Origin of the sequence: Lacinutrix sp. Hel_I_90 (genome assembly GCF_000934685.1) — a bacterium.
Taxonomy (GTDB): Bacteria; Bacteroidota; Bacteroidia; order Flavobacteriales; family Flavobacteriaceae; genus Lacinutrix.
In genome coordinates this window covers 3254865-3274085 of record NZ_JYNQ01000001.1, presented here as the reverse complement: position 1 = coordinate 3274085, position 19221 = coordinate 3254865, and the positions used below count along the sequence as shown (strand labels likewise).

The window sequence follows — 19221 nt, the reverse complement described above, 5'->3', positions numbered from 1 at the left end:
GGCTTCAACTATTTTATGCTCTAGAAATTTCTACGAACTTGCTGCCGTTGTACTTAACTTTAAGAATCGCTCCTGCTGTCGCTGTGAAGGATGCAGACAATAAGAAGTTTCCACCAGAGGCCACAGTAGTAGCATTTGTAGCAGAACCACCTTCTAAAGTGTAAATCTCATTTACAATAGCATTATCGATGTTTGTAAATGATGTTGCTACAGTGTTCGCTTGAGTAATAAAGTAATTACCATCTGCCGCATCTGCTGTCGTAGCATCTGCTGCTAAAACAACTTTTGTTGGTTGTGGAACACTAGAAGCATCAGTTCTTGAAAACTCAATAACTTTACCTCCTGCTAGAGCTAGTAAACTAATTTTATTGCCTTTTGCTAAAACAAAATCACCATCACTTAAAATAATGTTTGCATTGTTTTTAACTGTAGATAAATTAGTACTCGCGTCACCAATTAAATGGTAAGTAACTCCTTCTACAACATCATCTAACTTTGTAATGTCTGTCGCGCTAGTGTTATTTGCTCCAATTTTTAAAGCGTTGTGTTCTGAAACACTAGGAGTTGCATCGTTTGCAGATACAGGTACATAAACATCTGTTAAAACATCTACATTGTTAGAAAAGAAAATTTGATTATCGAAATTTAATGGAGCAGTTGGATCTACAGCACCACCAAAGGCTTTAAAGAAAACTCCAAGTTTCCAATCTCCAAAGAAACGTATTCCTCTGTCTTTTTTCTCAACAACTAATAACGATTCCTCTCCTGGAACGTCTACCATTAAGCCAGTATTATCCTCTAATGTTAAGGCAATAAAGCCAGAACCTTCCAATTGAGGTCTTTTATCAAATGTAATATTCATAAAATCTTCAACATGCAGAGAATCTTCTTTGTAAGTAGGCATTAAACCTTTGCTAGTTTCGCGACCTTCAACATACCAACGGTGAACATCGTTTCCACATGTTAGTTTTAAACCAGGCATATTTCTAAAATCAATAGGGATCTTGTTTTCAATCCAATCTTGAATAGTATCATATGTGTTTATTGGTGTTAATTCTGCTAAGTTGTGAGGCAAGTAATCTACATTAATATGTTTGGAAACAATTTTTAAATAACCATCCATAGAATTTAAATAATCACCAGCGACTGTTGGTTGTAAGTCTGGATTACTATAAACACCCTTAAAAATAGATATCTTATCCTCTTTACGTGCTTGACGCAATAAGCGCTCAATTAAATATTTTGCAAAACTATCTTTATAAGGTGTAGAACCTTCATTAAAGAACATGTTTAACCAAGACTTCTCAATACTTTTTAATTCACTTGCTTGCCATTCTCCATCTATTTGCTTATCAAATATTTTATTTACTACCGGAATAAAACGTTGATTATTTTTAGGCAAAAACGCTTTTTTAAAGGCTTGTGTAATTTGACCGCTTACAATAGAAGTGAAGACATATTGGTCTTGGATATTACTTACGACACTCCAGTGTTCAGGGATGTCGTAACCATCCATAAGTAAATCCATAATCTCGTTGCTGTTACGTCTAGCGTAGGCACCAAGGTCTGTGTTTAACTTATCAATATTAATTTTATCCCATGTTGTAGCAGCGCTAGGCTTTAATATTCCTGCTTGTGCATCTACTACATTTTTGTTCCAAGGGCGCTCTAAAGAATCATAAGATGCATTAGAGGCAAATAAGTGAGTTTTACTGTGTTTCACGGCTTTTAAATTGTTTGGGTTTACCTCAATAATAGCTTCCGGAACATCTTCTTCTGGTAGGTCCTTTAACTTCTCGTTATCGGCTGCTAATTTTTGATTCTTTTTTGTTAAGCTCGCATTGGTTTTTACTAACTGCTGCATTGCTTGGGTAAGTGTTTTTGCATCTGTATCTGGCACAATTGCATCAGGTACATTGCCATCATCATCTTTGCCTGCTTTTGGTGCAGCATCGATTTTGTGTTCTGCTAAAAAGTCTTCGTAAATTTTTTGAGCATTGGCATTGTCTGCGACTGCTTCAATTTCTTTGTTAAACTTTTCGGCAAAGACATCGGCAAATTTTGCCATATCTCCTTCGGGTTCCTTTCCGCCAGAAGCCAGTTTGTTGACTTTTGTCTTTTCTTCTGCAGAAAGATCTAGTTTAGTACCATGGTCTGCCTTTAAACCTAAGGCGACTAGAATACTAGCTTTAATTAAATTCCATTTGTTCATTTTTGTGGATTTTAGATTAATAATTAATAATTTGACGATATAAAAGACCTTGCAGAAGCAAGAAACTTTACTTTTTCTATAGCAGCATCCATGTTGCCAATACCATCTATTAACCCAATTTCTTGAGCTTCTTCGGCATAAAACATTTTACCAGATAAGATGCCTGGCGTGTTTAACTTTAAACCTGGGCGTGCTGCTTTTACGTGGTCCTGAAATTTTATGGCTAAAGGACTCAGGAGCTCCTTTTTAATTAATTCGTATTTACCTTCTAATGCCAGTTTAAAGGCTTTGTTTTTGTCTTCACTTTCATCTGCTTCAATAATATGTTCTACAATACCCATTTCTGTAAGCATTTTAGTGTAATCGTAAAACGATAGCATAACACCTATACTGCCAAACATGGCGCTTATGTCGTTCTCTGCCATTAAGAAATCGCTTTGTGCATTTTTCCAATAATTTGCACTGGCTGAAGTATCTAATAAAGAGACTACTGGTTTTTTTCGGTTTTGGTGAAAGTCTTTATAAGGGCCAACACTGCTTACTGTACCACCTCCTGAATCGTCATGATGAATTTGTCCTATAATATTAGGGTTGTTCTCGAAGTCTTGCATCATGGCCACGAGCTCATCGCTTCCCCAATTAAACCAACCACCGTATTTATACATAGAACCAATACAGCGTACAATACCAATTGAGCCTGCAGGCGTTTCTTCTTCTCTTGTGTTTACTACACGACCAGAAGGATCTATAACTTCTCTAATTGAATTGGCTTCTAATTCTTTACCATTAATAAGTGTGGTGTTTCCTTCTACAATTTTACTTGCATTATGCAAATAGCGCGAAGCCATGTGTGGAGAAACTAGCCAAAGGCCTTTTTGTATTTCGCTTGAAGTATGTGAATGCGTCATTACATTGTATTAATGAGTATTATTAAAGCAATGATATAACGGTTTATTAAGTCTTAAAAGGACAGGTAAAAGCGCGAGAACTTTTGTAAAATTTTTAAGATGAGTTTTTAACTATAAATCTTTTTGATAAATACCGTAAATTTTAACAAACTTGTTTGTATTTACGGTACTGTTTAACGCAAATGTTCTGTTACCTGTAGTAATTTCAAGGGTTTCGGGGTTTTGTTTGCTCTGTCGTAGATCTTTCTGAGCATTTCGAACGTCGATTCGTTGATTGTAATGATGTTTTGGAACATAAACTCTTCAATTGCTTTGTGTTGAATTCCCTTTTTAGTTCCTTTAATTTTATAATTAGAAAAAATAGCTCCGTTAACATAAGACACTAATTCTACTTCTAAAAACTCGCGAAGTAATTTTTCTATTAAGTTTATGTTTTCTGGTGGTAATTTTACAATATTATTTCTGGTATCTGGCAAAGACTTTTTATAACGGTATGCATGATCTGAAATAGCAATGTAAAAATTAGACTGTGCTTTATTAAAACTCTTAGAAGGTTTGAGTCCTGTATAAATTAACTCACCAAAAAAAGACCGTTTACTAATTGGTAAAGTGGTTGCTATGGATCCAGACTCTAAAATGCAATAAGGGGTTTTTATTTTAGAACAAAGGAATTCTACCAAATGAGGCTTTAGGGGTAGCGCGACTAACTGGTAATTGTTTCTAGACATGTTTAGAGGATTAACCAAATATAACTTTTATCGCGCTATAATACAAACATGTTTGTTTAATTAATATCTACTTTCTCTTATCTATAACAAAAGTTTCTGTATTACCACAATCATCTTTTATAATTACAGTCGCTTTTTTACGTCCAAATAAACGTGTTTTAATACCTAGGAAGCTCCATTGGTTGCGCTCCCAATAACTAACAACATCACTACGGTTTTTAAATTTACGGTCTGTAATATCAAGCGTGAGTGTGTCGTTTTCAAAAACCACAAAACCTTTAATCACTAAGCATTTTGTGCTATCTATAACCGGAACACGAATGTTTGTTTTTCGTTTTATAGCATCTAATATTGGTTGTAAATCTGTAGAGCGATCCACTTGATCTAAATACTCTAATTTTTGAGTAATGATTTGTTCAATTTTACGAGATGAAATTTTATTTTCATTCAAAAACTGTTTCAGGTCCTTACGCTGATATTCCAAATACTCATCAAGCTCTTTTTTGTCATAAGTAACAGAAGCGAATTTAAGACTATCATATTTGCGTATCATTTCACTATTTGATTCCTGAACCTTTAAATCAGCCTTTGCTTTCTCAGCATCTTTATAGTACCAAACTGCGCCTATTATAGCAATTACAATAGCGTAAATTTTTAGGTTATTTATATTTAAAAGCGCCATCATTTTAAAACCATTTTCGAGATTGTTCTATTCTATCACTGGCCTTACTAAATAAACTTTGTTCGCTATCAAAGTACTTATCGTAAACCAGAGAAGCTGTTGAAACGATTAAACTAATAATCATTATTGTTTTAGCGTTAATACCTAGTAATTCGGCATTACCACTTAACACCGTTAATAGCGTTGTAGCGATTGAAATTATTACGCTAAAGGTTAATTTTGGGTTCTTTTTAATGGCACGTATTTTCATATCTAGTATTATTTAAGGTTTTATCTCTTAATTTTTTACAATCGGTGTTGCAGCTTTTACACTTTTTATCCTGAAGGTCTTTTTCTCGTGCCATCTGCCTCATGAGTTTAAAAGATATTCTGCAGCGTTCCCACCTAAATATGTTTTTAAGTTTTGTAACTCTCCAGGCGTAACTTACCTTATTGTGAAATTGAAAGCCTATGAGTATGAAATAGACCATTAACGCTGTGAAAACATGTGTTAGCAAATCCATGCCAAAAAGGTTTATACCATTCGAGAAATCGATACTTATTTTAGTGCCTATATAAATGATTCCGAAAAAAATAATATATCTAATAAGTGGTGTTAAATGCCTCTTAGCATTAGACCAAACATAAAGCAAAAGCGCATACATTATAATTAAGAGCACAAAGCCTATGTAACTTGAAACGGTTTGATTTTCCATGATTAAGAAAGTATTTTATTAAGTTTTTCTGTTAGTGTTTTTATTATTGATATTATTGATTTTTTAAATTGATCTCGTGTTTCTTTCTCCATTAAAATATTTAAAAAATCTGTTGAGAATATTGCAAATAATGACATTAAAAACAACACAATACCAAGCTCTATATTTTTAACAATCACGTATGCATACGTACTTGCTGTCAATATGTAAGTGATTAAAAAACTGCCTATATAGTCTAAAAAATTAGGGTTTTTACGCAACGGATTCTTCCTGTCTAACAATAGTTTTATAATCCAACACGTGGTTACTAATAACAATATGGTTATATCGTTTTTAGTAAAATCCATGTCTAATAATCCAGCATTTTCGCTATAATGTTTGTAGGTTAATTGAAACGTACTAAAAAGCGCTACAATGCCAGCGATACTAATTTCTATATAATTCTTCATCTTTTAAAAATATGTTTAACGTTAGGATTTAAACACTTACATTCTTCTCCGTTTTTAATTGTTTCGGCTCAATTTGCAGATGGGAGAACTCTACAGGTGTATTTTATTTTCGCTTAATACTGAAAGTCATAAATTGATTTACTACGATTTAACCAACCTTTTAAAAATTTCTTATATCTATATGCTTTTTCGGCTAATCGGTTATAAAAACTATTCCTTTCCATCATTAAACAACACTCGGTGACGTTTTGCATTTTCGATTCTGTTATAACTCCAATTATTCCATCTTGTTTAACGCCTGCGCATTTTTGCATTATCTTAATCGCTCTATTTGTACCCATGTTATAAGCCATATCAAAATAATATAGCTTTGCTTCTCTTGGCATTAACTCGGCTTTAGCCGCTAAGTAATACTTAACAAATGCGATATAACTAGCTTCCTCTTGTGTAGTGTCTTTAAAGTCGTTAAAATCTGTAAACAGTCGCTTATTGTAATTGTATGCAACACCCCAAACAGTCCACCCACCAGAATCACCTTTTACATTGTGTAATTTTCCGCCACCTTCCCACTTCATAACAATCGGGAAAAAACTATCTCTAAATAGTTTAAATTCTCTGTGATACCTTCCTGCTATTTCTTTGTAAAATCTTAAGTCCATAACTAATTATTTATCGCGTTTAAACAATGCCCACCTTTACCCCAATATTTATAATCTATTATATAAAGAATAGCCATTACAAACCAACTAAGGGTTTTGTCTCGTTGGTTTTTACCAATTGCGCTACTAATTGTTTCTTTTGGTTCTCCAAATCTGTAACCGCCTTTAGTTCGCATAACCACATTCCAGAAGTCTGCAAAGTGATGGTTAGCAAATACATCTAATTCATAAGCGTTTACATACCAATAACTATTCATTGTTTTAAAGAAGCCATTAACCTTTGCGTTTTTATACATGACAACTATAAAGGCCGCTATTGCTACTAAGGCAAAAAGTAAATACGCTATTATTGATGCTATAAACCCCATTATTCTAAAATTATATCGTAATCATCTGCCGTTAAAGCATCGAAAGTGAAGAATTTTACAGCGTTTTCTCGGTAAGCATAACCAAGTTGATACCTTACTCTGGTTATTCCAGTATATTCAACAGGAACTAAATGGTCTACTGCTAATAACAAAGCAGATATATTACCAAAAAGGTCTTTATGAAAGTACTTTAATATGTCTTTTCTAACTATCTGTGTAACCATCTGAGTTTGTCCAGTAGGCTCATTTGTAACCGGATCAAGTATTGGGTTTTCAATATCAATGGTATATGTTTGAACATAGGTTACTGTGGCGTCAAAATCTGTAAGACCACCAAGTAAAGGTTTATTTAAAACAACTTCAATACGCGCCTTGCTACTCGTTAGTCTATTTTCTGGCAGACTTTCATAAATTAACCTTGTATCTCCTTTGGTAAAACGTTTTGATTGTGCCTGCCACCTGTCGTGAGATATATCTTCTTTTGTTTGTAAAACTATTTTGTTCATTTTATAAGGGTTTGTATTAAGCATTAATGTTAGTTACATAGGTTTGGATAATCGAGTTTAAAACGCTCATTTCTGAATCAGTAAGTCCAGAGCCAAAGAAAGCAAATGCATAGATTCTACCTGTTCCTGTAGACGCTCCGTTTCTGTTTCCTATCAATATATTACTATCTGATCTTGTTCCAGTTGTGTCATTTCTTGAGTTTTTCAAAGTTCCATTTTGGTAAATTGAATGTTTAACAGGAGAAGGTAATAATGAAAGACCGAAAGACCCTATTGAAGTTGTGGCTGTAGATGTTACTCTTGAAGCTCCAGTTGTTAAATACACGTCCGACAAATATAAATCCCCTGTTCTTCTTGAAAATAACTGTAATCCCCCACAACCAACGTCTGCGGAGTTTATCTGAGACTCTGTTTTTGAATAAAAACAAAAGCTAAAATCATTTAAAACTGTATTATTAAGCTGATTTATATATGTTTCAGCATATTCCGATATTAAATTAGGAACAGATAAACTATTAAAAGAATGTGATACTGAGCTTGTAAAACCAAGTCTATATGCGGTATCAGTGTTTAGTGGGTTTTTAGCATTATATTTTTGCGAATCTCCAACACTCCCATATATAGGATAAAAAGCTATAGATTTACTGTAAAGACCATTTGATTTTAAAGAAATAAAAAGATTATCTATAATTGTTTGATGCGCTACAGAAACAGATATATGAGTTTTAATGACGTCTATATATATTTGTGCATCCGCGTCTGTTACAGATGAAGCACTTGATATTGCATTACGCCTAGCTATGTTGAAATTAAAACTCATAACTCTAAAAAGAAATATTGTACAACCACACCGTTATACCTTACATATAACTCCATGTCTGTACTAATTATAAAATCACTGCCTTTTATTTTTGTAGCATCTAATGATGCTTCACCAGTTCCTGCACCAATTCCTGTTGCAGTAAATCGAACATCAACCGTATTTGCAGATGCTCCAATTGCTGTAAAATCTGTATCACCAACCACCTCAATAGTGTAAGATTCCCCTACTACAAAACTACCTGCCGCTGTACTTACACTATTTGTAACATAAGGCTCAGATGCTGCATTTATTAAAACAATGCCAGTACCGCCAAGAACTTCATTTTGATATTTTATTTTAGTATTTGCATTTGGAGAAGCCATGTTACAAATAAATCCACCCTCGCTAGATAAAGAAAGTAAGGCTCCTGTGTTTGCTATTTCTGTTGGCTTATATAATTCATCATAAACACTAATATTAACAATTATTTTATCTGAAACATCAAACTTAGATTGATCTATTATAGGTTCTAAAGTTACGTTGTAGAATTGATTGGTACCATCTGTGTAATCTATTGCCGTTATTTTAGCAATAGACGTTGTTTTTTTTGTTTCATTATAAAAGGATAACTGAAAAGATTTATTGGGTAATAATAATTTAATTTCAGTTAAATAATTTGAATAATTAGCGTTAAATACAGCACCTGTAATCTTAGTTGTTATAATATCGTAAATAAATACAACTGCTATAGCAGCCGCACTAGTTACAGGGGTAGTACTTTTTCCTCTAACATAAATAGTATTAAAAGTTGTTGTGGTTTGTGAGTTTAATAGATTGTATTGGTTGTTTTTCCAGATGTAAGTAAAATAATTATCTGTAGTTATATAAAATACATTTTCTACTCCTGGAGCAGGCAGAGCGCTAAAATTATTAACGTATACTTTATCTGCTATTGCTCCGGCTATTTCCCACAACTGCTCCACATCATCCCATGCTGCTATTTGCGGTGTTTGTCCTGCTCCAGCATCTATAATTGCATAAGCGTTTATTTCTGCTGTTGAGTGTGCGGCTATTAATAATGCTAATGAGGTCCAACGGTTATAGTATGGATTTGGTGATTGTGCTGCAGCTTCTAGGGTTTCTAAAATATCTGCATTATTATTTATAACGTTTTTTAATTCGTTAGCATCTTGATCGTAAAACTTTCTGATTGCTTCTTCAGAATTAATGTCGCTAGATTTATCTGGGTATGCTATTCTTTGTATTTCCATTATTCTAAGTAAAAATTAAAATCATAATTAAAACCATCTACGGTTATACCATCTGTTTCTTGAGTGTCTCGATATTTTACAGCAATGGGCGATGTGCTTTCAAAGGTTAATGCATGGCCATCTCCTAAAGTAAAAGAGGTGTTACACTCCATAGGTATTTGTAATGATGCTATTTCATATATCGCATTATTATTTAGCTTTACTAATACCTGGTAATTGCCTTTTACTAATTCGTGAAACTTATTGAAGTCTTGATCACTTAATCCTGGATAGAAAAGAGAGAGCTGTTTGGTGTGCATAACTCCTGATGGACTTAAACTGGTGCGGTTTCTAAAAGTAATTTTAGATGGTGTAGAGAATATTTGCAGAAATTCTGGTATTGAAACCGTAGCATCGACACTTTTTATTTGTGCCAAGCAAATACGTTGCAGTAATTCTGAATTTTTGTTAAACTCCATACTACAATATTAACTATTGAATAAGGCCATGAAAAGGACGAAAAAACCAAAAAACAAACTTTTTCCTGTTTAAAAATGTAAAAACACCGCTTGAGAGAAAGCTTTGTATTTTTGTTGGAAAATTGTTCAACAATTCCAACAAAATAGATATTTAATTGATTATTAGATGTTTAGCATTTTAAGGCGTGTTGGAAAATGTTGAACGACCCCCCGAAATGTTGGACTCTTAAAAACCCCGTTCAACATTTTCCAACAAAACCAAGGTTAATTATATAGCGTAAATAGGTAGTTAACTAACTATATATCAATAACTTAAATAAAAATATAGTATAAGTGTTGGAATTGTTGAACTGTTGAACGCAAAATCTGACACTTTTTTCTATAAACGTTTTTTATCTTTGGGGTGTGGGGTTTTTGTTTTTTGAGAAAATGAGAATTTTGGAGTTTTTGAGAGTTTGAGATTTGATTTTAAAGTAGATTATGAATACAAAAAAGGCCTTACGATTGTAAGACCTGGAGAGTGATTAATATTTTTAGTGTGAATGCTATGGAATATATAGACTTAGAGGACGATAAACCTACCAAAATAGGGTTTTACAAGGTTAAAGTACAGCGCGAAAACAAAGAGGTGTTAATTACAGAAGCCTCATGGGGTGGTGCGGAGTTTACTCTTACGGAGTATGTGCTTGAGGCTTCGGATTATGTTTTTGCTTGGGGTGTGGGGTGAGATATCTGATTTTTAAAGTTTTCTATTAGAAGTTTATGAATATGTTGAAACACACTTTCGGGTCTTTCCCATTCCGCTTCAGCAAACGTTACTATTTCTTTAAACCAATTAGCAAACCAGTCTGTTTCGCCTAGAGCTTCTGCTATTACAAAATATTGTACTAAGTGAAATAGTTCTCCTTGAGAATTGCTATTAATTATGCGATCTGAAAATTCTTCTATACCTAATATAATAAGAGCTTCTTTTAATTCCATGATTTTGAGTTTTATGTGGCATTTGGGTTATTTACCTTTTCAGATATTTTTTCTAATATTTCCCAGGCTTTTTTTGTGAATTTAACATAGCTCATGTGCCGCCTACTGTCTTGGATGCTTATATAGTCAGTTCCTTCTACATCCTTCACATACCTAACATACTTTTCTAAAACGGTATATAATTCAGGCTTATTACCTGCGGTTTTATCATCTTTTTGCTTATCCATGATTTTAAGTTTTATGTATTTATAGAGTAACTACTGTTATTAGTTAAGAAGTAACACCGCTATCTGTTATAGCGTGTCTATCTGAATTAGTCCAAGTATCTTCACTGCCATCTTTGTGTTCTTCAACCCATTTTTGCATATACTCGCATAATTGAGCATGCCAAATCTTTTGACCTTCTACTGGCTTCCAGTGTTCGGTTTCGGCTTTTTTTGCGTTTTTCAAATATTCTTTAATTTCACCAGTCGCATTAACCATCGGCAGATATAACCACATTGGTGTGTAACAAAAAGATAATTTATCTGCGAAACAAAGTTTTGAAGGTTTAGCGCCATGTTTTTTTGCATAATATCTGGAATGATACATTGAAAAATCTGCCCATTTTTTACCAAATATTCGCATTATTTTTGCGCCTAATTCTACGTGCGTTTCACCTTCTTCACCATCCATATTTGGTTTTCCTAAATAACCTAAATCATGCACAAAAAATGCTATCCATAATCTTGGGTCTAATGGAAAACCATATAATTTTGTCCATGCCCTTGCTACAAAGAATGGATGTAAAAAGAAGCAATGCGCTCCAAATAATACTGATTTTGTTCCTATTTTCATGTTTTTAAGTTTTTGTGTAGTTATTCGTTAACTAATGTTTTAAACTGTTACATCATCTGCATCCATATCATACTCATGTAATGGATTATCTATACTTATTGAACCCAAATATCCTGTAGAGTAATAAATCCATTCTGTAAATTGTTCGTCTGTACATTCACATGGAGCTGTTACTGTTATTATTACTTCTTTTGTCATAATTGTTTTTTATTTACTGATTTTTATTAAACCATCTTCTTATTACATAGCTTCTTATAATTGATATGATGGTAAAATATATGGTTATTATTAAATTATTACTTGGGCTGCTTTCAAATCCAACCAATGGAAATATTAAAAAAGTTGATATATAACTTATAATAAATCCAACTGCAGTATTTGATAGTGCTTCAGTAAATGATTGTTTTTTCGTTTGCATGTTATCTACTGTTTAAGGTTGTTAAACTTCTCTTGTTCGAATATTTGTCCTAAAGAAAATATGTCTTGAATATCTGTAAATACAACATTAACTATATATGCTAATTCATGCTCTTCAAAAACTTCATAATCTCCATTGAATCTATCTTCGCAAACTTTTTCAAAGGCTTTAAAATTTGTCTTTGTAACGATTATATTTCCATCCATTTTTATTGACTATTTATTTGAACTACTCGAGAAATTAGAGTAGTTGGTTTATCTACTGTTATTAAATTATTGGCTCTAATACTTTATTACAATCCTTGCACATATCAACTTTTACAGTTGCTCCAACTCTCCACATAAATTCAACATTAGAATATTTTTTGTGGTTGCATTGATTTTGCAAATTCGTGCGCTCATCTTCTAAAGACTTAATTTCTTTATTGATTTGTTTAATTGCTGATTTTATACTCATAACTACTGTTAAAATGGTAATTCGTCTATGTCAATCCGTAGCTTACCGATTCTTAAATCCCAACTAAAAAAGCTGTAATATTTAAAGCTAAATTTAATTGGTCGCTCTTTATAAATTGATACCATCAACCTAATGTCGTTTTTAAAATACCAAGTTCTTTTCATACTACTGTTTTGGTGTTATCATTTCTACTTTACCTAATGTAAGCACGTAATAACATTGATTTTCTATTGCTCCCCATTTTGGGTTACCTGTTTTGGTTGATAAATATTTACACTCAACTAACATTTGACTTCTATTTGCAGCATATCCATTAGAAAAACAAATAATTACATCTGAAGGATAATACACTTTCCCTTTAACTTTTATTCCTGGTCCAAAAATTCTACTCCAGTAAGTTTTAATTTCTCTATACTCTTCTTTTTTTTCTCCAGAAGCAATCATATCAAACCACTTCTTTTTTAGGTTCAGGTGTAATGTTGGCATGACTACAGGTTTTATGAAAGCTCTATACTTTCAATTGATTTAAAAAATTCATAAATAACTTGTGGCACAATTGCGTTACCTCCGCCTTTTATTGTTTCTTTTCTCCACTTAGAAAAGGTAATTCCGTCCAGTTTGGAGGAAATCCCATCATCTCCATTATAAATCGGGGATTGAGTTGGGAAATTTTCCCAGTTTCTTGACGAACTCTTTTGGTTATACTGTCCTGGTTCTCCTTTCCTGTTATCTTTCCGCCCTCTTGTGCTTGTGGTGTTGGTAACATTCCCATCAATGCTTGACTTTCCAAACTCGGAGTGTTCCTTTTCCTTTCCGCTTTGCAATCTGGGGCCTCTCTTGCTTTTGGTGTCGGAAGAAAGTTCCCGTAAATTATCTGACTGGATAGACTGTTGAACTTCGTCCCATTTTTGTAACCGTTCTTTTTGGCTCTGGCTCTCATTTTGTCGGGATGCTCTGCTCTTTCTATAGTTGTCGGAGTGAGCAACAATCCACACTCTGTCTCTCCTGTGGGGAGCTTGCGCAGCCGCAGCCGGAACAACAAATGTTTGGACGGTGTAACTGTTTTCTTCAAGGTCTTTAATAATATTTCCGACGAGCATTTTTGATTGTCGTGTGTATATTGCCTCATAGTGGTCACTCGTGTCAAATCTGGTAAGTTTTCGGCTGTCCACTCTAAAAAATACTTCTCCTGGTAATTCTTGTTTACCTTCCATACTGAAGATTCCAGTAACATTTTCGCAAATAACCCAAGGCGATTCTGTTTCAACAGCGGCACGCAACATCTCTGGCCAGAGATAGCGGTCGTCGTCAATACCTTTTTGCTGACCAGCAACGGAGAATGGCTGGCAAGGGAATCCACCTGTGAGAACGTCAATTGTTCCTCTGTGAATAGAGAAGTCTGTTTTTGTAATATCTTCATAGCTTTTTGAGTTTGGCCAGTAATATTTTAATAATCTTTGTCCAAATTTATTCCACTCGCAATGAAACACGTTTTTCCAACCCATCCAATGAGCTGCTAAATCTGGTCCACCTATTCCCGAAAAAATTGATCCCTGTGCTAATTGCATTTATTCTACAGTTATTAAATGTTTGAAGTTTCTCCCTATTCTGGTTAGATCATAAAAATAAACGGTATCACCTTTCCTTAATCTTCCTAACATATCCGTAAGTCCTTTACGATCTGTTTTCTTTCCAGAATCCTTATCGCAATAAATATTTTCATCTTCTACTCCGAATAATTTTATTGCATCAATTTGAGATGCTAAATTTTGATTTTCTGTACTGACTCTAGCGTATGCGAATAACATTTTATTAGTTTTAGTTTCGTGAATTGGTTTTGTGAAAAATGTTTTAAAATCCTTTTACAGCTCTATCCCTATTTTTATGAAACCAGAGTTGCGCCAGTAGGGTTCTGTTTTCCATATTATAGAATCTGTTCTTCTATCTCTACTAACCATTAGACCGATGAAGAAGTCTCTGAAATAATATTCGATACCTGCTTCAACGCCATAAGTTGGGTTTGGACCATCTCTATAAATCACCCCTAGTTTAAGCCCTGAGTATATTCGCAAGTCATCAAATTTTGAATGGTAATTAAAACCTAATGGTGTACCGGTAAACTCTGTGTAATTGGTTCCGTTTAGATTTGGGAATGTAAATACTTGAGCTTTGAAATACATTAGCTGCATTTGGTAATCTATAGAGGCCCCGATATTAAAACCGTTTTTTGTTGTGGCCACAGGGTCTGCATACATGGCGATTGTAAATCTCTTGTCTTGTGCTATTGCGTAATAGCTTGATAGTAATATTGCAATGGTTAGCAATACAATTTTTGTACTTTTGTTTAAGTTTTTCATTTTAATTGTTTTTAATGGATTATTAGAATAGGGTAAGGATTTGGTAGATTTTACCCTATTTGTTTTTATAGGCATTCACAACTACTCTAAGCGGATTGCATTATATTGTTTATTTTATTTACATAGCGTCTACGCTTTAAAGCGTTCATTTTCTTAACATGCTTCTCGGCATCACCTTGTCTAAATCCAAACTCTTTTAATATTTTAATGGCGTGTTGGTATTTTAGCAGCTCTATTTCTAAAGCTTCAACATCACAGTTGTTTTCTCTGCAGATTACCAATTGCTGCTCTATGCCTTTTTTATAATCTTCTAATGTGGATATTGGTGTTTGCATGATTTATAGGTTTTGTAAACGGCTTCTATAATCGTGTTGAAGCAGTTGGTTGTTAATGTCATTGATATATTCCAAGTCTGGAACAAAAATTCTATCGTGATTAAAATACTCTTCTAGTTTTTTTGCCCTGGTAAAAGCATCTATTATATACACACCATAAATTTTATTGTCTTTAAAGTGTTTAACATATATGGGTTGCCCGATTTTTAACAACCCTTTACCTACCAATAGGTCTGTTTTAGTTGCTAACCTTAAGCTTTGATTAAATGATATATTTCCTTCCATAGTTTTGTGTTTTAGAAATCGACTACTTCTGTAGTTTCTTCTTCTGCCGGTGTAAATAAATCCTCTTCAGATAGATCTTCCTCTAGCGTTACTAATCCTTTTTTAACCATCATTGTGTAATTAAAAGCATAGCAGCTTTGCGTGCCAGCTTTGCCAAACCTGTGCCCTTTTACCAAACCAATAAACTCTGGTCTTGATTTAAAATAATGACGTATTGTAGTCTGGCCAATAACATCTACACCTTCTCTAGTAGAGGCTTCTTTGTTGTAGAATTGGTATACAGATTTTAGTCTTAAGTAAAGTATTTGGTCGCCTTTTTCATTTTTATGAACGATCTCTTTACGTTTCTCTCCTAGTATTTTGAAGTCTATATCTCTGCGTATAGCAAAATCGTTATCAAGCTTAATTCTACCCTGCTCGAAAAGGAAGGTTATAATGTTCCAGAACTCGGTTAATCCATTACTGTCTGCAATTTGCTCACTGTTATTAATTATTAATTCAATACACAGTTTTTGAACCTCTTTTTCTGTAAACGGAAAGTCTAGTTTATCTTTTAAAATGGCATAAGTAGTATACAGCATAGAGACATTACCGAAAATTCGTTCTTGGTATTGCTCGTTGCCCAGAAGTTGTTTTAATTCTCGTTCTGTCTCGGCATGAACCAAAGGCAACCTTTTTTCAAAGTATGTTCTATGCTGCACTACATCAACAACCAAACTGCTAATTCCTGCGTTTGTCCAGTTTAATAATTTATTGAAGTCTGTTTTTTCTTGTGGGGAGAAGTTTCTAGTTATAAAGAAGTTAGATATCGTTCTTGTTGCAAGGGCATTCTCTTTAAATGTTGGCATAAACTGCCCGGCATAATATACTGCAGAGTTTATTTTATCTAAACTGGTTCTTGTACTTCCTACACCGTTACCTTTTTCTCTACCAATACCATTCCATGCACCCATTAATAGGTTTCCTACTTCTTCTTTAACCGTTCTATCCTGGTACTCATCGCCAAACTGCACCGTGTTTGTATTACGGCTTAAACGTCTAGACAAACCTACGTGTGTTACCTGTGTTAAATCTACTGGTGGTAACCGGTAGTAAAAGAAGTTTTGAAGTATTTTACCAAAACCAGATTTACCAGAATCTTTTTCGCCAAAACCGCCCATTAATGGAAATGAATCGTAATGCTTTAAAAACAAATCTCTAAAGATGGCCCCAAAATTAAACAGCGTTCCTACAATACCTTTTTCTTTAAAAACAACAATCATTTGTTGCATCCAATCGTTAAGCGTTATTGACGATTCTTTGTAAACAAAATACCTGTCATTCTCGTACTTATCATCCCCTTCTTGGTTGTCAATATGCATTACAGAAAAGGCAGGTGAATAGTAATTGTCAATTTTCTGGTTGTAATCGCTTTCGGTTTTATCGATACCTTCCAAATTCATGATGCCATATTTGTTTACACCTCGAAATTTACCTTCCCAATACACGCCATTTGCAAAAGCATAAAAGCCTTTAGTGTTCCAACCCATTGTTAAAAGCTCTAGGGCAGGTTCGAATTGCTCTTCAAAACGGTATACAAACTTATCAAAGTGCTCTGTACGAAAACCATTATGTGTTAAGAACATAAACAACCCTTGAAGCTTAAAAATGTACTTTCTGAAATCGTTAAACGAAGCCAGCATGTCTGTATCAAAATCTATTAATCGTTTTTGATTTTTAATGTTTGTTAATTCGCAAAGTCTTGTGTTTTCTTTATCGCCTAGAATATGAAATAGCGGTTCTAATTTAAAAGTGGTACCCTGGAAAAACGTGTTTGTATTTAGGCGTTGAAAATGGTATGAGTTACCCACGGTTACAAACCCATGGCCTTCTAAGTATTCTTCTTTATTTGCACCTTCTGGAAGCTGTATGCCTCGCATAGATAATTTGCCAGAGTCTTTGTCTTTGTCTTTTTCTTCTGTGGCCTTAACCTCAAACTTGCCAATTTCGGCTTTTATAGCAGCGGTGCTCACTTTTAAAGTTTTAGCAATTTGCTTTATATACTCCTCTCTTTTAACCTCGTGCTTAATTTTAAAAAGCATATCGGCAATTTCATTTACAGCAAGAGCCTTTTTGGTAGGATCTATTTGCTGTATTTCTCTTAACTCGTTTGTGGTTTCTTTTTTTATGTCTGAAATTTCACCAGATAAGCCTTTATTAAACGCTTTAGCATCTGTTAATTCTTTGCCCTCAAGGTCTTTTGTGTCAACAATTAAATCTTCTACCGCTTTAATTTGAAGTTTCGAAGTTTTCTTAATGTCTTCAACATCGGTTTCATAACGATCTCTAATTAAATCGAATTGAGAGACTTTGTAAAGCACTGCATCATGCTTATTATTATCTATCCAGGTACCCATATCTAGTTGTGCTCTAGAAAACGTGTCTGGGTCTTCTCCATCTGGAAGTATACATATAGAAACATTTAAGCCGTGAGACAAACAAATGTCTATATCACCCCCTTTTTTAAGCATGGTTTTTAAGCCTGCTTTATCGCCATCACGAAGTAAAACGACTTCTTGTGCATACTTATTAATTAGCTGTGCGTGACGTTCTGTTAAAGCGGTACCACAAGATGCTATGGTGTTCTCACAACCATTTTTATGCATGGCAATAACATCTGTATAGCCTTCTGTTAAAATGGCGGTACCCATTTTTGCAATAATATGTTTGGCTTGAAACAAACCATAAAGCACAGACGACTTATCGTATATTAAACTTTCTTTAGAATTGATGTATTTAAACGACTTGTCTAACTTGGGGTCGTTAGACTGCCTGCCGCCAAAACCAACCACAGTACCTTTTTCGTTATGAATAGGAAACATGATGCGGTTTCTAAAAATATCGTAACTAGAATTGTCTTTAGTTTTAGATAAACCCAACTCTTTTGAAACAGCAAGCGAGCCGTGTTCTATAGACCATTTTGTTAACTTGTTATCATCGCCATTAAACCCAATTTGAAAGGCTAGTATGCTCTCTTCATTAAATTCACGATCTGCAATTAACACTTTAGCCCAGTGGTTGTCTGGAAGTTTCTTGTAAGCATTAAAGAAACTGCGTGCGGCCTTTTCTGTAACGTTATACATCTCAGACTTCTGGTCCATTTTACGTTGAACATCTGGCGTAACTTCTTCTTTTTCTAGGTGTATGTTATGAATTTTGGCAATAATCTCTACGGCACCAACAAACTCCACTCTTTCATGTTGCATGACAAACTTGATACCATCGCCACCCAATCCAGAAGAGAAACACTTAAAAATTTGTTTAACCGGAGATACGGTAAACGATGGTGTTTTTTCGTTAGTAAATGGTGAGTTGCATTTGTAATTAGCTGCTACTTTTTTTAAGGAAACAAAGTTCTCGATAGTCTTTACGATGTCTGCTTCGCGAACAATGTCTATTGATGATGCTGTATATCTCATTTAATTATAGTTGCATTTAAATAGATTTATATTAGCTATATATTTTTTTTCCATTTCTAAAACCTGCTTACTACTGATTTGGCTATCAAAAACAATTTGAATGTCTTTATTAAGCTTTTGTATCAACTTTATAATCCTTAAAATGCTTGTAAAGTTTCCACAGTCTGAAATAATAATAAGTCTTAATCTAGGGTTTCGAGACTCTTCTAATAATGGCATTGTTATATAAGTCAGATAATCTTCTTCATTTCGGCTAACAGTGTAGAATTCATCTTCTGTAAGTGTAGAAGTAAGTAATTTTGTTGTAAACGTTTTTCCAGACGCTCTATTTCCGTATAAAATAATTGGCTTCATAA

28 protein-coding genes are annotated in these 19221 nt (G+C 33.9%); 1 reads left to right on the top strand and 27 read right to left on the bottom strand.

Annotated features, from left to right (window positions below):
* Positions 1–13: 13 nt before the first annotated feature.
* The 13 genes from GQ46_RS14470 to GQ46_RS14410 form a co-directional block, all read right to left on the bottom strand.
* Positions 14–2212 carry a hypothetical protein gene (locus tag GQ46_RS14470; RefSeq protein ID WP_044403397.1) on the bottom strand — a complete coding sequence of 733 codons (2199 nt, stop codon included), beginning with the start codon at positions 2210–2212 and terminating at the stop codon, positions 14–16.
* A 23-nt stretch (positions 2213–2235) separates the two neighbouring features.
* Positions 2236–3120, bottom strand: coding sequence for a S49 family peptidase (locus GQ46_RS14465; RefSeq protein ID WP_052503496.1), 885 nt, complete (start codon positions 3118–3120; stop codon positions 2236–2238).
* Positions 3121–3293: 173 nt separating this feature from the next.
* Positions 3294–3848, bottom strand: coding sequence for a hypothetical protein (locus GQ46_RS14460; protein ID WP_156133237.1), 555 nt, complete (start codon positions 3846–3848; stop codon positions 3294–3296).
* A 67-nt stretch (positions 3849–3915) separates the two neighbouring features.
* Positions 3916–4533, bottom strand: coding sequence for a hypothetical protein (locus tag GQ46_RS14455; protein ID WP_044403395.1), 618 nt, complete (start codon positions 4531–4533; stop codon positions 3916–3918).
* A 1-nt stretch (position 4534) separates the two neighbouring features.
* Positions 4535–4780 (bottom strand): hypothetical protein, encoded by a 246-nt coding sequence (locus tag GQ46_RS14450; RefSeq protein ID WP_044403394.1) that lies wholly within the window; start codon positions 4778–4780, stop codon positions 4535–4537.
* Complete coding sequence (locus GQ46_RS14445; RefSeq protein ID WP_156133235.1) at positions 4761–5225, bottom strand: hypothetical protein; 465 nt, start codon at positions 5223–5225, stop codon at positions 4761–4763. Before GQ46_RS14445 ends, GQ46_RS14450 begins: the two co-directional genes overlap by 20 nt.
* A gap of 2 nt (positions 5226–5227) precedes the next feature.
* Complete coding sequence (locus tag GQ46_RS14440) at positions 5228–5674, bottom strand: hypothetical protein (RefSeq protein WP_044403392.1); 447 nt, start codon at positions 5672–5674, stop codon at positions 5228–5230.
* 113 nt (positions 5675–5787) lie between these two features.
* The gene (locus GQ46_RS17250; RefSeq protein ID WP_052503495.1) at positions 5788–6333 is read right to left on the bottom strand and encodes a glycosyl hydrolase 108 family protein; all 546 of its coding nucleotides are present in this window, start codon (positions 6331–6333) and stop codon (positions 5788–5790) included.
* A gap of 2 nt (positions 6334–6335) precedes the next feature.
* Positions 6336–6701, bottom strand: a complete 366-nt coding sequence (locus tag GQ46_RS14430; RefSeq protein ID WP_044403391.1) for a hypothetical protein — start codon at positions 6699–6701, stop codon at positions 6336–6338.
* A complete protein-coding gene (locus GQ46_RS14425; protein ID WP_156133233.1) occupies positions 6701–7207 on the bottom strand; it encodes a hypothetical protein in 507 nt (168 codons plus the stop codon). The genes GQ46_RS14430 and GQ46_RS14425 overlap by 1 nt, the downstream gene beginning before the upstream one ends.
* 16 nt (positions 7208–7223) lie before the next feature.
* Entirely contained in the window at positions 7224–8027 is an 804-nt protein-coding gene (locus tag GQ46_RS14420) for a hypothetical protein (RefSeq protein WP_044403389.1), read from the bottom strand.
* Positions 8024–9280: a hypothetical protein gene (locus GQ46_RS14415; RefSeq protein ID WP_044403388.1), complete on the bottom strand. Its 1257-nt coding sequence runs from the start codon at positions 9278–9280 to the stop codon at positions 8024–8026. The genes GQ46_RS14420 and GQ46_RS14415 overlap by 4 nt, the downstream gene beginning before the upstream one ends.
* Complete coding sequence (locus GQ46_RS14410) at positions 9280–9738, bottom strand: hypothetical protein (RefSeq protein WP_044403387.1); 459 nt, start codon at positions 9736–9738, stop codon at positions 9280–9282. The genes GQ46_RS14415 and GQ46_RS14410 overlap by 1 nt, the downstream gene beginning before the upstream one ends.
* A gap of 520 nt (positions 9739–10258) precedes the next feature.
* Between GQ46_RS14410 and GQ46_RS14405 the strand changes: the two genes are divergently transcribed.
* Entirely contained in the window at positions 10259–10465 is a 207-nt protein-coding gene (locus tag GQ46_RS14405) for a hypothetical protein (RefSeq protein WP_156133231.1), read from the top strand.
* Here the strand turns inward: GQ46_RS14405 and GQ46_RS14400 are convergent.
* From GQ46_RS14400 to GQ46_RS14335, 14 genes are all read right to left on the bottom strand, one after another.
* Entirely contained in the window at positions 10438–10719 is a 282-nt protein-coding gene (locus tag GQ46_RS14400) for a hypothetical protein (RefSeq protein WP_044403385.1), read from the bottom strand. The genes GQ46_RS14405 and GQ46_RS14400 overlap by 28 nt on opposite strands.
* 11 nt (positions 10720–10730) lie before the next feature.
* Positions 10731–10946: a hypothetical protein gene (locus GQ46_RS14395; protein WP_044403384.1), complete on the bottom strand. Its 216-nt coding sequence runs from the start codon at positions 10944–10946 to the stop codon at positions 10731–10733.
* A 43-nt stretch (positions 10947–10989) separates the two neighbouring features.
* Positions 10990–11556, bottom strand: coding sequence for a hypothetical protein (locus GQ46_RS14390; protein ID WP_156133229.1), 567 nt, complete (start codon positions 11554–11556; stop codon positions 10990–10992).
* A gap of 39 nt (positions 11557–11595) precedes the next feature.
* A complete protein-coding gene (locus GQ46_RS17795) occupies positions 11596–11754 on the bottom strand; it encodes a hypothetical protein (RefSeq protein WP_156133227.1) in 159 nt (52 codons plus the stop codon).
* Positions 11755–11979: 225 nt separating this feature from the next.
* A complete protein-coding gene (locus tag GQ46_RS14380) occupies positions 11980–12180 on the bottom strand; it encodes a hypothetical protein (RefSeq protein ID WP_044403382.1) in 201 nt (66 codons plus the stop codon).
* Positions 12181–12241: 61 nt separating this feature from the next.
* On the bottom strand, positions 12242–12430 hold the full coding sequence (locus GQ46_RS14375) for a hypothetical protein (protein ID WP_044403381.1): 189 nt from the start codon (positions 12428–12430) through the stop codon (positions 12242–12244).
* A 165-nt stretch (positions 12431–12595) separates the two neighbouring features.
* Entirely contained in the window at positions 12596–12916 is a 321-nt protein-coding gene (locus GQ46_RS14370) for a hypothetical protein (RefSeq protein ID WP_044398853.1), read from the bottom strand.
* A gap of 11 nt (positions 12917–12927) precedes the next feature.
* Positions 12928–13998: a DNA cytosine methyltransferase gene (locus GQ46_RS14365; RefSeq protein ID WP_044398855.1), complete on the bottom strand. Its 1071-nt coding sequence runs from the start codon at positions 13996–13998 to the stop codon at positions 12928–12930.
* Positions 13999–14238: a recombinase family protein gene (locus GQ46_RS14360; protein WP_052503494.1), complete on the bottom strand. Its 240-nt coding sequence runs from the start codon at positions 14236–14238 to the stop codon at positions 13999–14001.
* 54 nt (positions 14239–14292) lie between these two features.
* Positions 14293–14787 (bottom strand): hypothetical protein, encoded by a 495-nt coding sequence (locus tag GQ46_RS14355; protein WP_156133225.1) that lies wholly within the window; start codon positions 14785–14787, stop codon positions 14293–14295.
* An 86-nt stretch (positions 14788–14873) separates the two neighbouring features.
* Positions 14874–15122, bottom strand: coding sequence for a hypothetical protein (locus GQ46_RS14350; protein ID WP_044403379.1), 249 nt, complete (start codon positions 15120–15122; stop codon positions 14874–14876).
* A gap of 3 nt (positions 15123–15125) precedes the next feature.
* The gene (locus tag GQ46_RS14345) at positions 15126–15407 is read right to left on the bottom strand and encodes a hypothetical protein (RefSeq protein WP_044403378.1); all 282 of its coding nucleotides are present in this window, start codon (positions 15405–15407) and stop codon (positions 15126–15128) included.
* 11 nt (positions 15408–15418) lie between these two features.
* Positions 15419–18865, bottom strand: a complete 3447-nt coding sequence (gene dnaG, locus GQ46_RS17245; protein ID WP_052503493.1) for a DNA primase — start codon at positions 18863–18865, stop codon at positions 15419–15421.
* Positions 18866–19219 (bottom strand): hypothetical protein, encoded by a 354-nt coding sequence (locus tag GQ46_RS14335; RefSeq protein ID WP_044403377.1) that lies wholly within the window; start codon positions 19217–19219, stop codon positions 18866–18868.
* Between the last annotated feature and the right edge of the window lie 2 nt (positions 19220–19221).

What these genes read in the sequence shown, in the direction of transcription:
- GQ46_RS14470 (WP_044403397.1), bottom strand. Translation starts at nt 2,212, where the DNA reads ATGAACAAATGGAATTTAATTAAAGCTAGTATTCTAGTCGCCTTAGGT.
- GQ46_RS14465 (WP_052503496.1), bottom strand. Translation starts at nt 3,120, where the DNA reads ATGACGCATTCACATACTTCAAGCGAAATACAAAAAGGCCTTTGGCTA.
- GQ46_RS14460 (WP_156133237.1), bottom strand. Translation starts at nt 3,848, where the DNA reads ATGTCTAGAAACAATTACCAGTTAGTCGCGCTACCCCTAAAGCCTCAT.
- GQ46_RS14455 (WP_044403395.1), bottom strand. Translation starts at nt 4,533, where the DNA reads ATGATGGCGCTTTTAAATATAAATAACCTAAAAATTTACGCTATTGTA.
- GQ46_RS14450 (WP_044403394.1), bottom strand. Translation starts at nt 4,780, where the DNA reads ATGAAAATACGTGCCATTAAAAAGAACCCAAAATTAACCTTTAGCGTA.
- GQ46_RS14445 (WP_156133235.1), bottom strand. Translation starts at nt 5,225, where the DNA reads ATGGAAAATCAAACCGTTTCAAGTTACATAGGCTTTGTGCTCTTAATT.
- GQ46_RS14440 (WP_044403392.1), bottom strand. Translation starts at nt 5,674, where the DNA reads ATGAAGAATTATATAGAAATTAGTATCGCTGGCATTGTAGCGCTTTTT.
- GQ46_RS17250 (WP_052503495.1), bottom strand. Translation starts at nt 6,333, where the DNA reads ATGGACTTAAGATTTTACAAAGAAATAGCAGGAAGGTATCACAGAGAA.
- GQ46_RS14430 (WP_044403391.1), bottom strand. Translation starts at nt 6,701, where the DNA reads ATGGGGTTTATAGCATCAATAATAGCGTATTTACTTTTTGCCTTAGTA.
- GQ46_RS14425 (WP_156133233.1), bottom strand. Translation starts at nt 7,207, where the DNA reads ATGAACAAAATAGTTTTACAAACAAAAGAAGATATATCTCACGACAGG.
- GQ46_RS14420 (WP_044403389.1), bottom strand. Translation starts at nt 8,027, where the DNA reads ATGAGTTTTAATTTCAACATAGCTAGGCGTAATGCAATATCAAGTGCT.
- GQ46_RS14415 (WP_044403388.1), bottom strand. Translation starts at nt 9,280, where the DNA reads ATGGAAATACAAAGAATAGCATACCCAGATAAATCTAGCGACATTAAT.
- GQ46_RS14410 (WP_044403387.1), bottom strand. Translation starts at nt 9,738, where the DNA reads ATGGAGTTTAACAAAAATTCAGAATTACTGCAACGTATTTGCTTGGCA.
- GQ46_RS14400 (WP_044403385.1), bottom strand. Translation starts at nt 10,719, where the DNA reads ATGGAATTAAAAGAAGCTCTTATTATATTAGGTATAGAAGAATTTTCA.
- GQ46_RS14395 (WP_044403384.1), bottom strand. Translation starts at nt 10,946, where the DNA reads ATGGATAAGCAAAAAGATGATAAAACCGCAGGTAATAAGCCTGAATTA.
- GQ46_RS14390 (WP_156133229.1), bottom strand. Translation starts at nt 11,556, where the DNA reads ATGAAAATAGGAACAAAATCAGTATTATTTGGAGCGCATTGCTTCTTT.
- GQ46_RS17795 (WP_156133227.1), bottom strand. Translation starts at nt 11,754, where the DNA reads ATGACAAAAGAAGTAATAATAACAGTAACAGCTCCATGTGAATGTACA.
- GQ46_RS14380 (WP_044403382.1), bottom strand. Translation starts at nt 12,180, where the DNA reads ATGGATGGAAATATAATCGTTACAAAGACAAATTTTAAAGCCTTTGAA.
- GQ46_RS14375 (WP_044403381.1), bottom strand. Translation starts at nt 12,430, where the DNA reads ATGAGTATAAAATCAGCAATTAAACAAATCAATAAAGAAATTAAGTCT.
- GQ46_RS14370 (WP_044398853.1), bottom strand. Translation starts at nt 12,916, where the DNA reads ATGCCAACATTACACCTGAACCTAAAAAAGAAGTGGTTTGATATGATT.
- GQ46_RS14365 (WP_044398855.1), bottom strand. Translation starts at nt 13,998, where the DNA reads ATGCAATTAGCACAGGGATCAATTTTTTCGGGAATAGGTGGACCAGAT.
- GQ46_RS14360 (WP_052503494.1), bottom strand. Translation starts at nt 14,238, where the DNA reads ATGTTATTCGCATACGCTAGAGTCAGTACAGAAAATCAAAATTTAGCA.
- GQ46_RS14355 (WP_156133225.1), bottom strand. Translation starts at nt 14,787, where the DNA reads ATGAAAAACTTAAACAAAAGTACAAAAATTGTATTGCTAACCATTGCA.
- GQ46_RS14350 (WP_044403379.1), bottom strand. Translation starts at nt 15,122, where the DNA reads ATGCAAACACCAATATCCACATTAGAAGATTATAAAAAAGGCATAGAG.
- GQ46_RS14345 (WP_044403378.1), bottom strand. Translation starts at nt 15,407, where the DNA reads ATGGAAGGAAATATATCATTTAATCAAAGCTTAAGGTTAGCAACTAAA.
- dnaG (WP_052503493.1), bottom strand. Translation starts at nt 18,865, where the DNA reads ATGAGATATACAGCATCATCAATAGACATTGTTCGCGAAGCAGACATC.
- GQ46_RS14335 (WP_044403377.1), bottom strand. Translation starts at nt 19,219, where the DNA reads ATGAAGCCAATTATTTTATACGGAAATAGAGCGTCTGGAAAAACGTTT.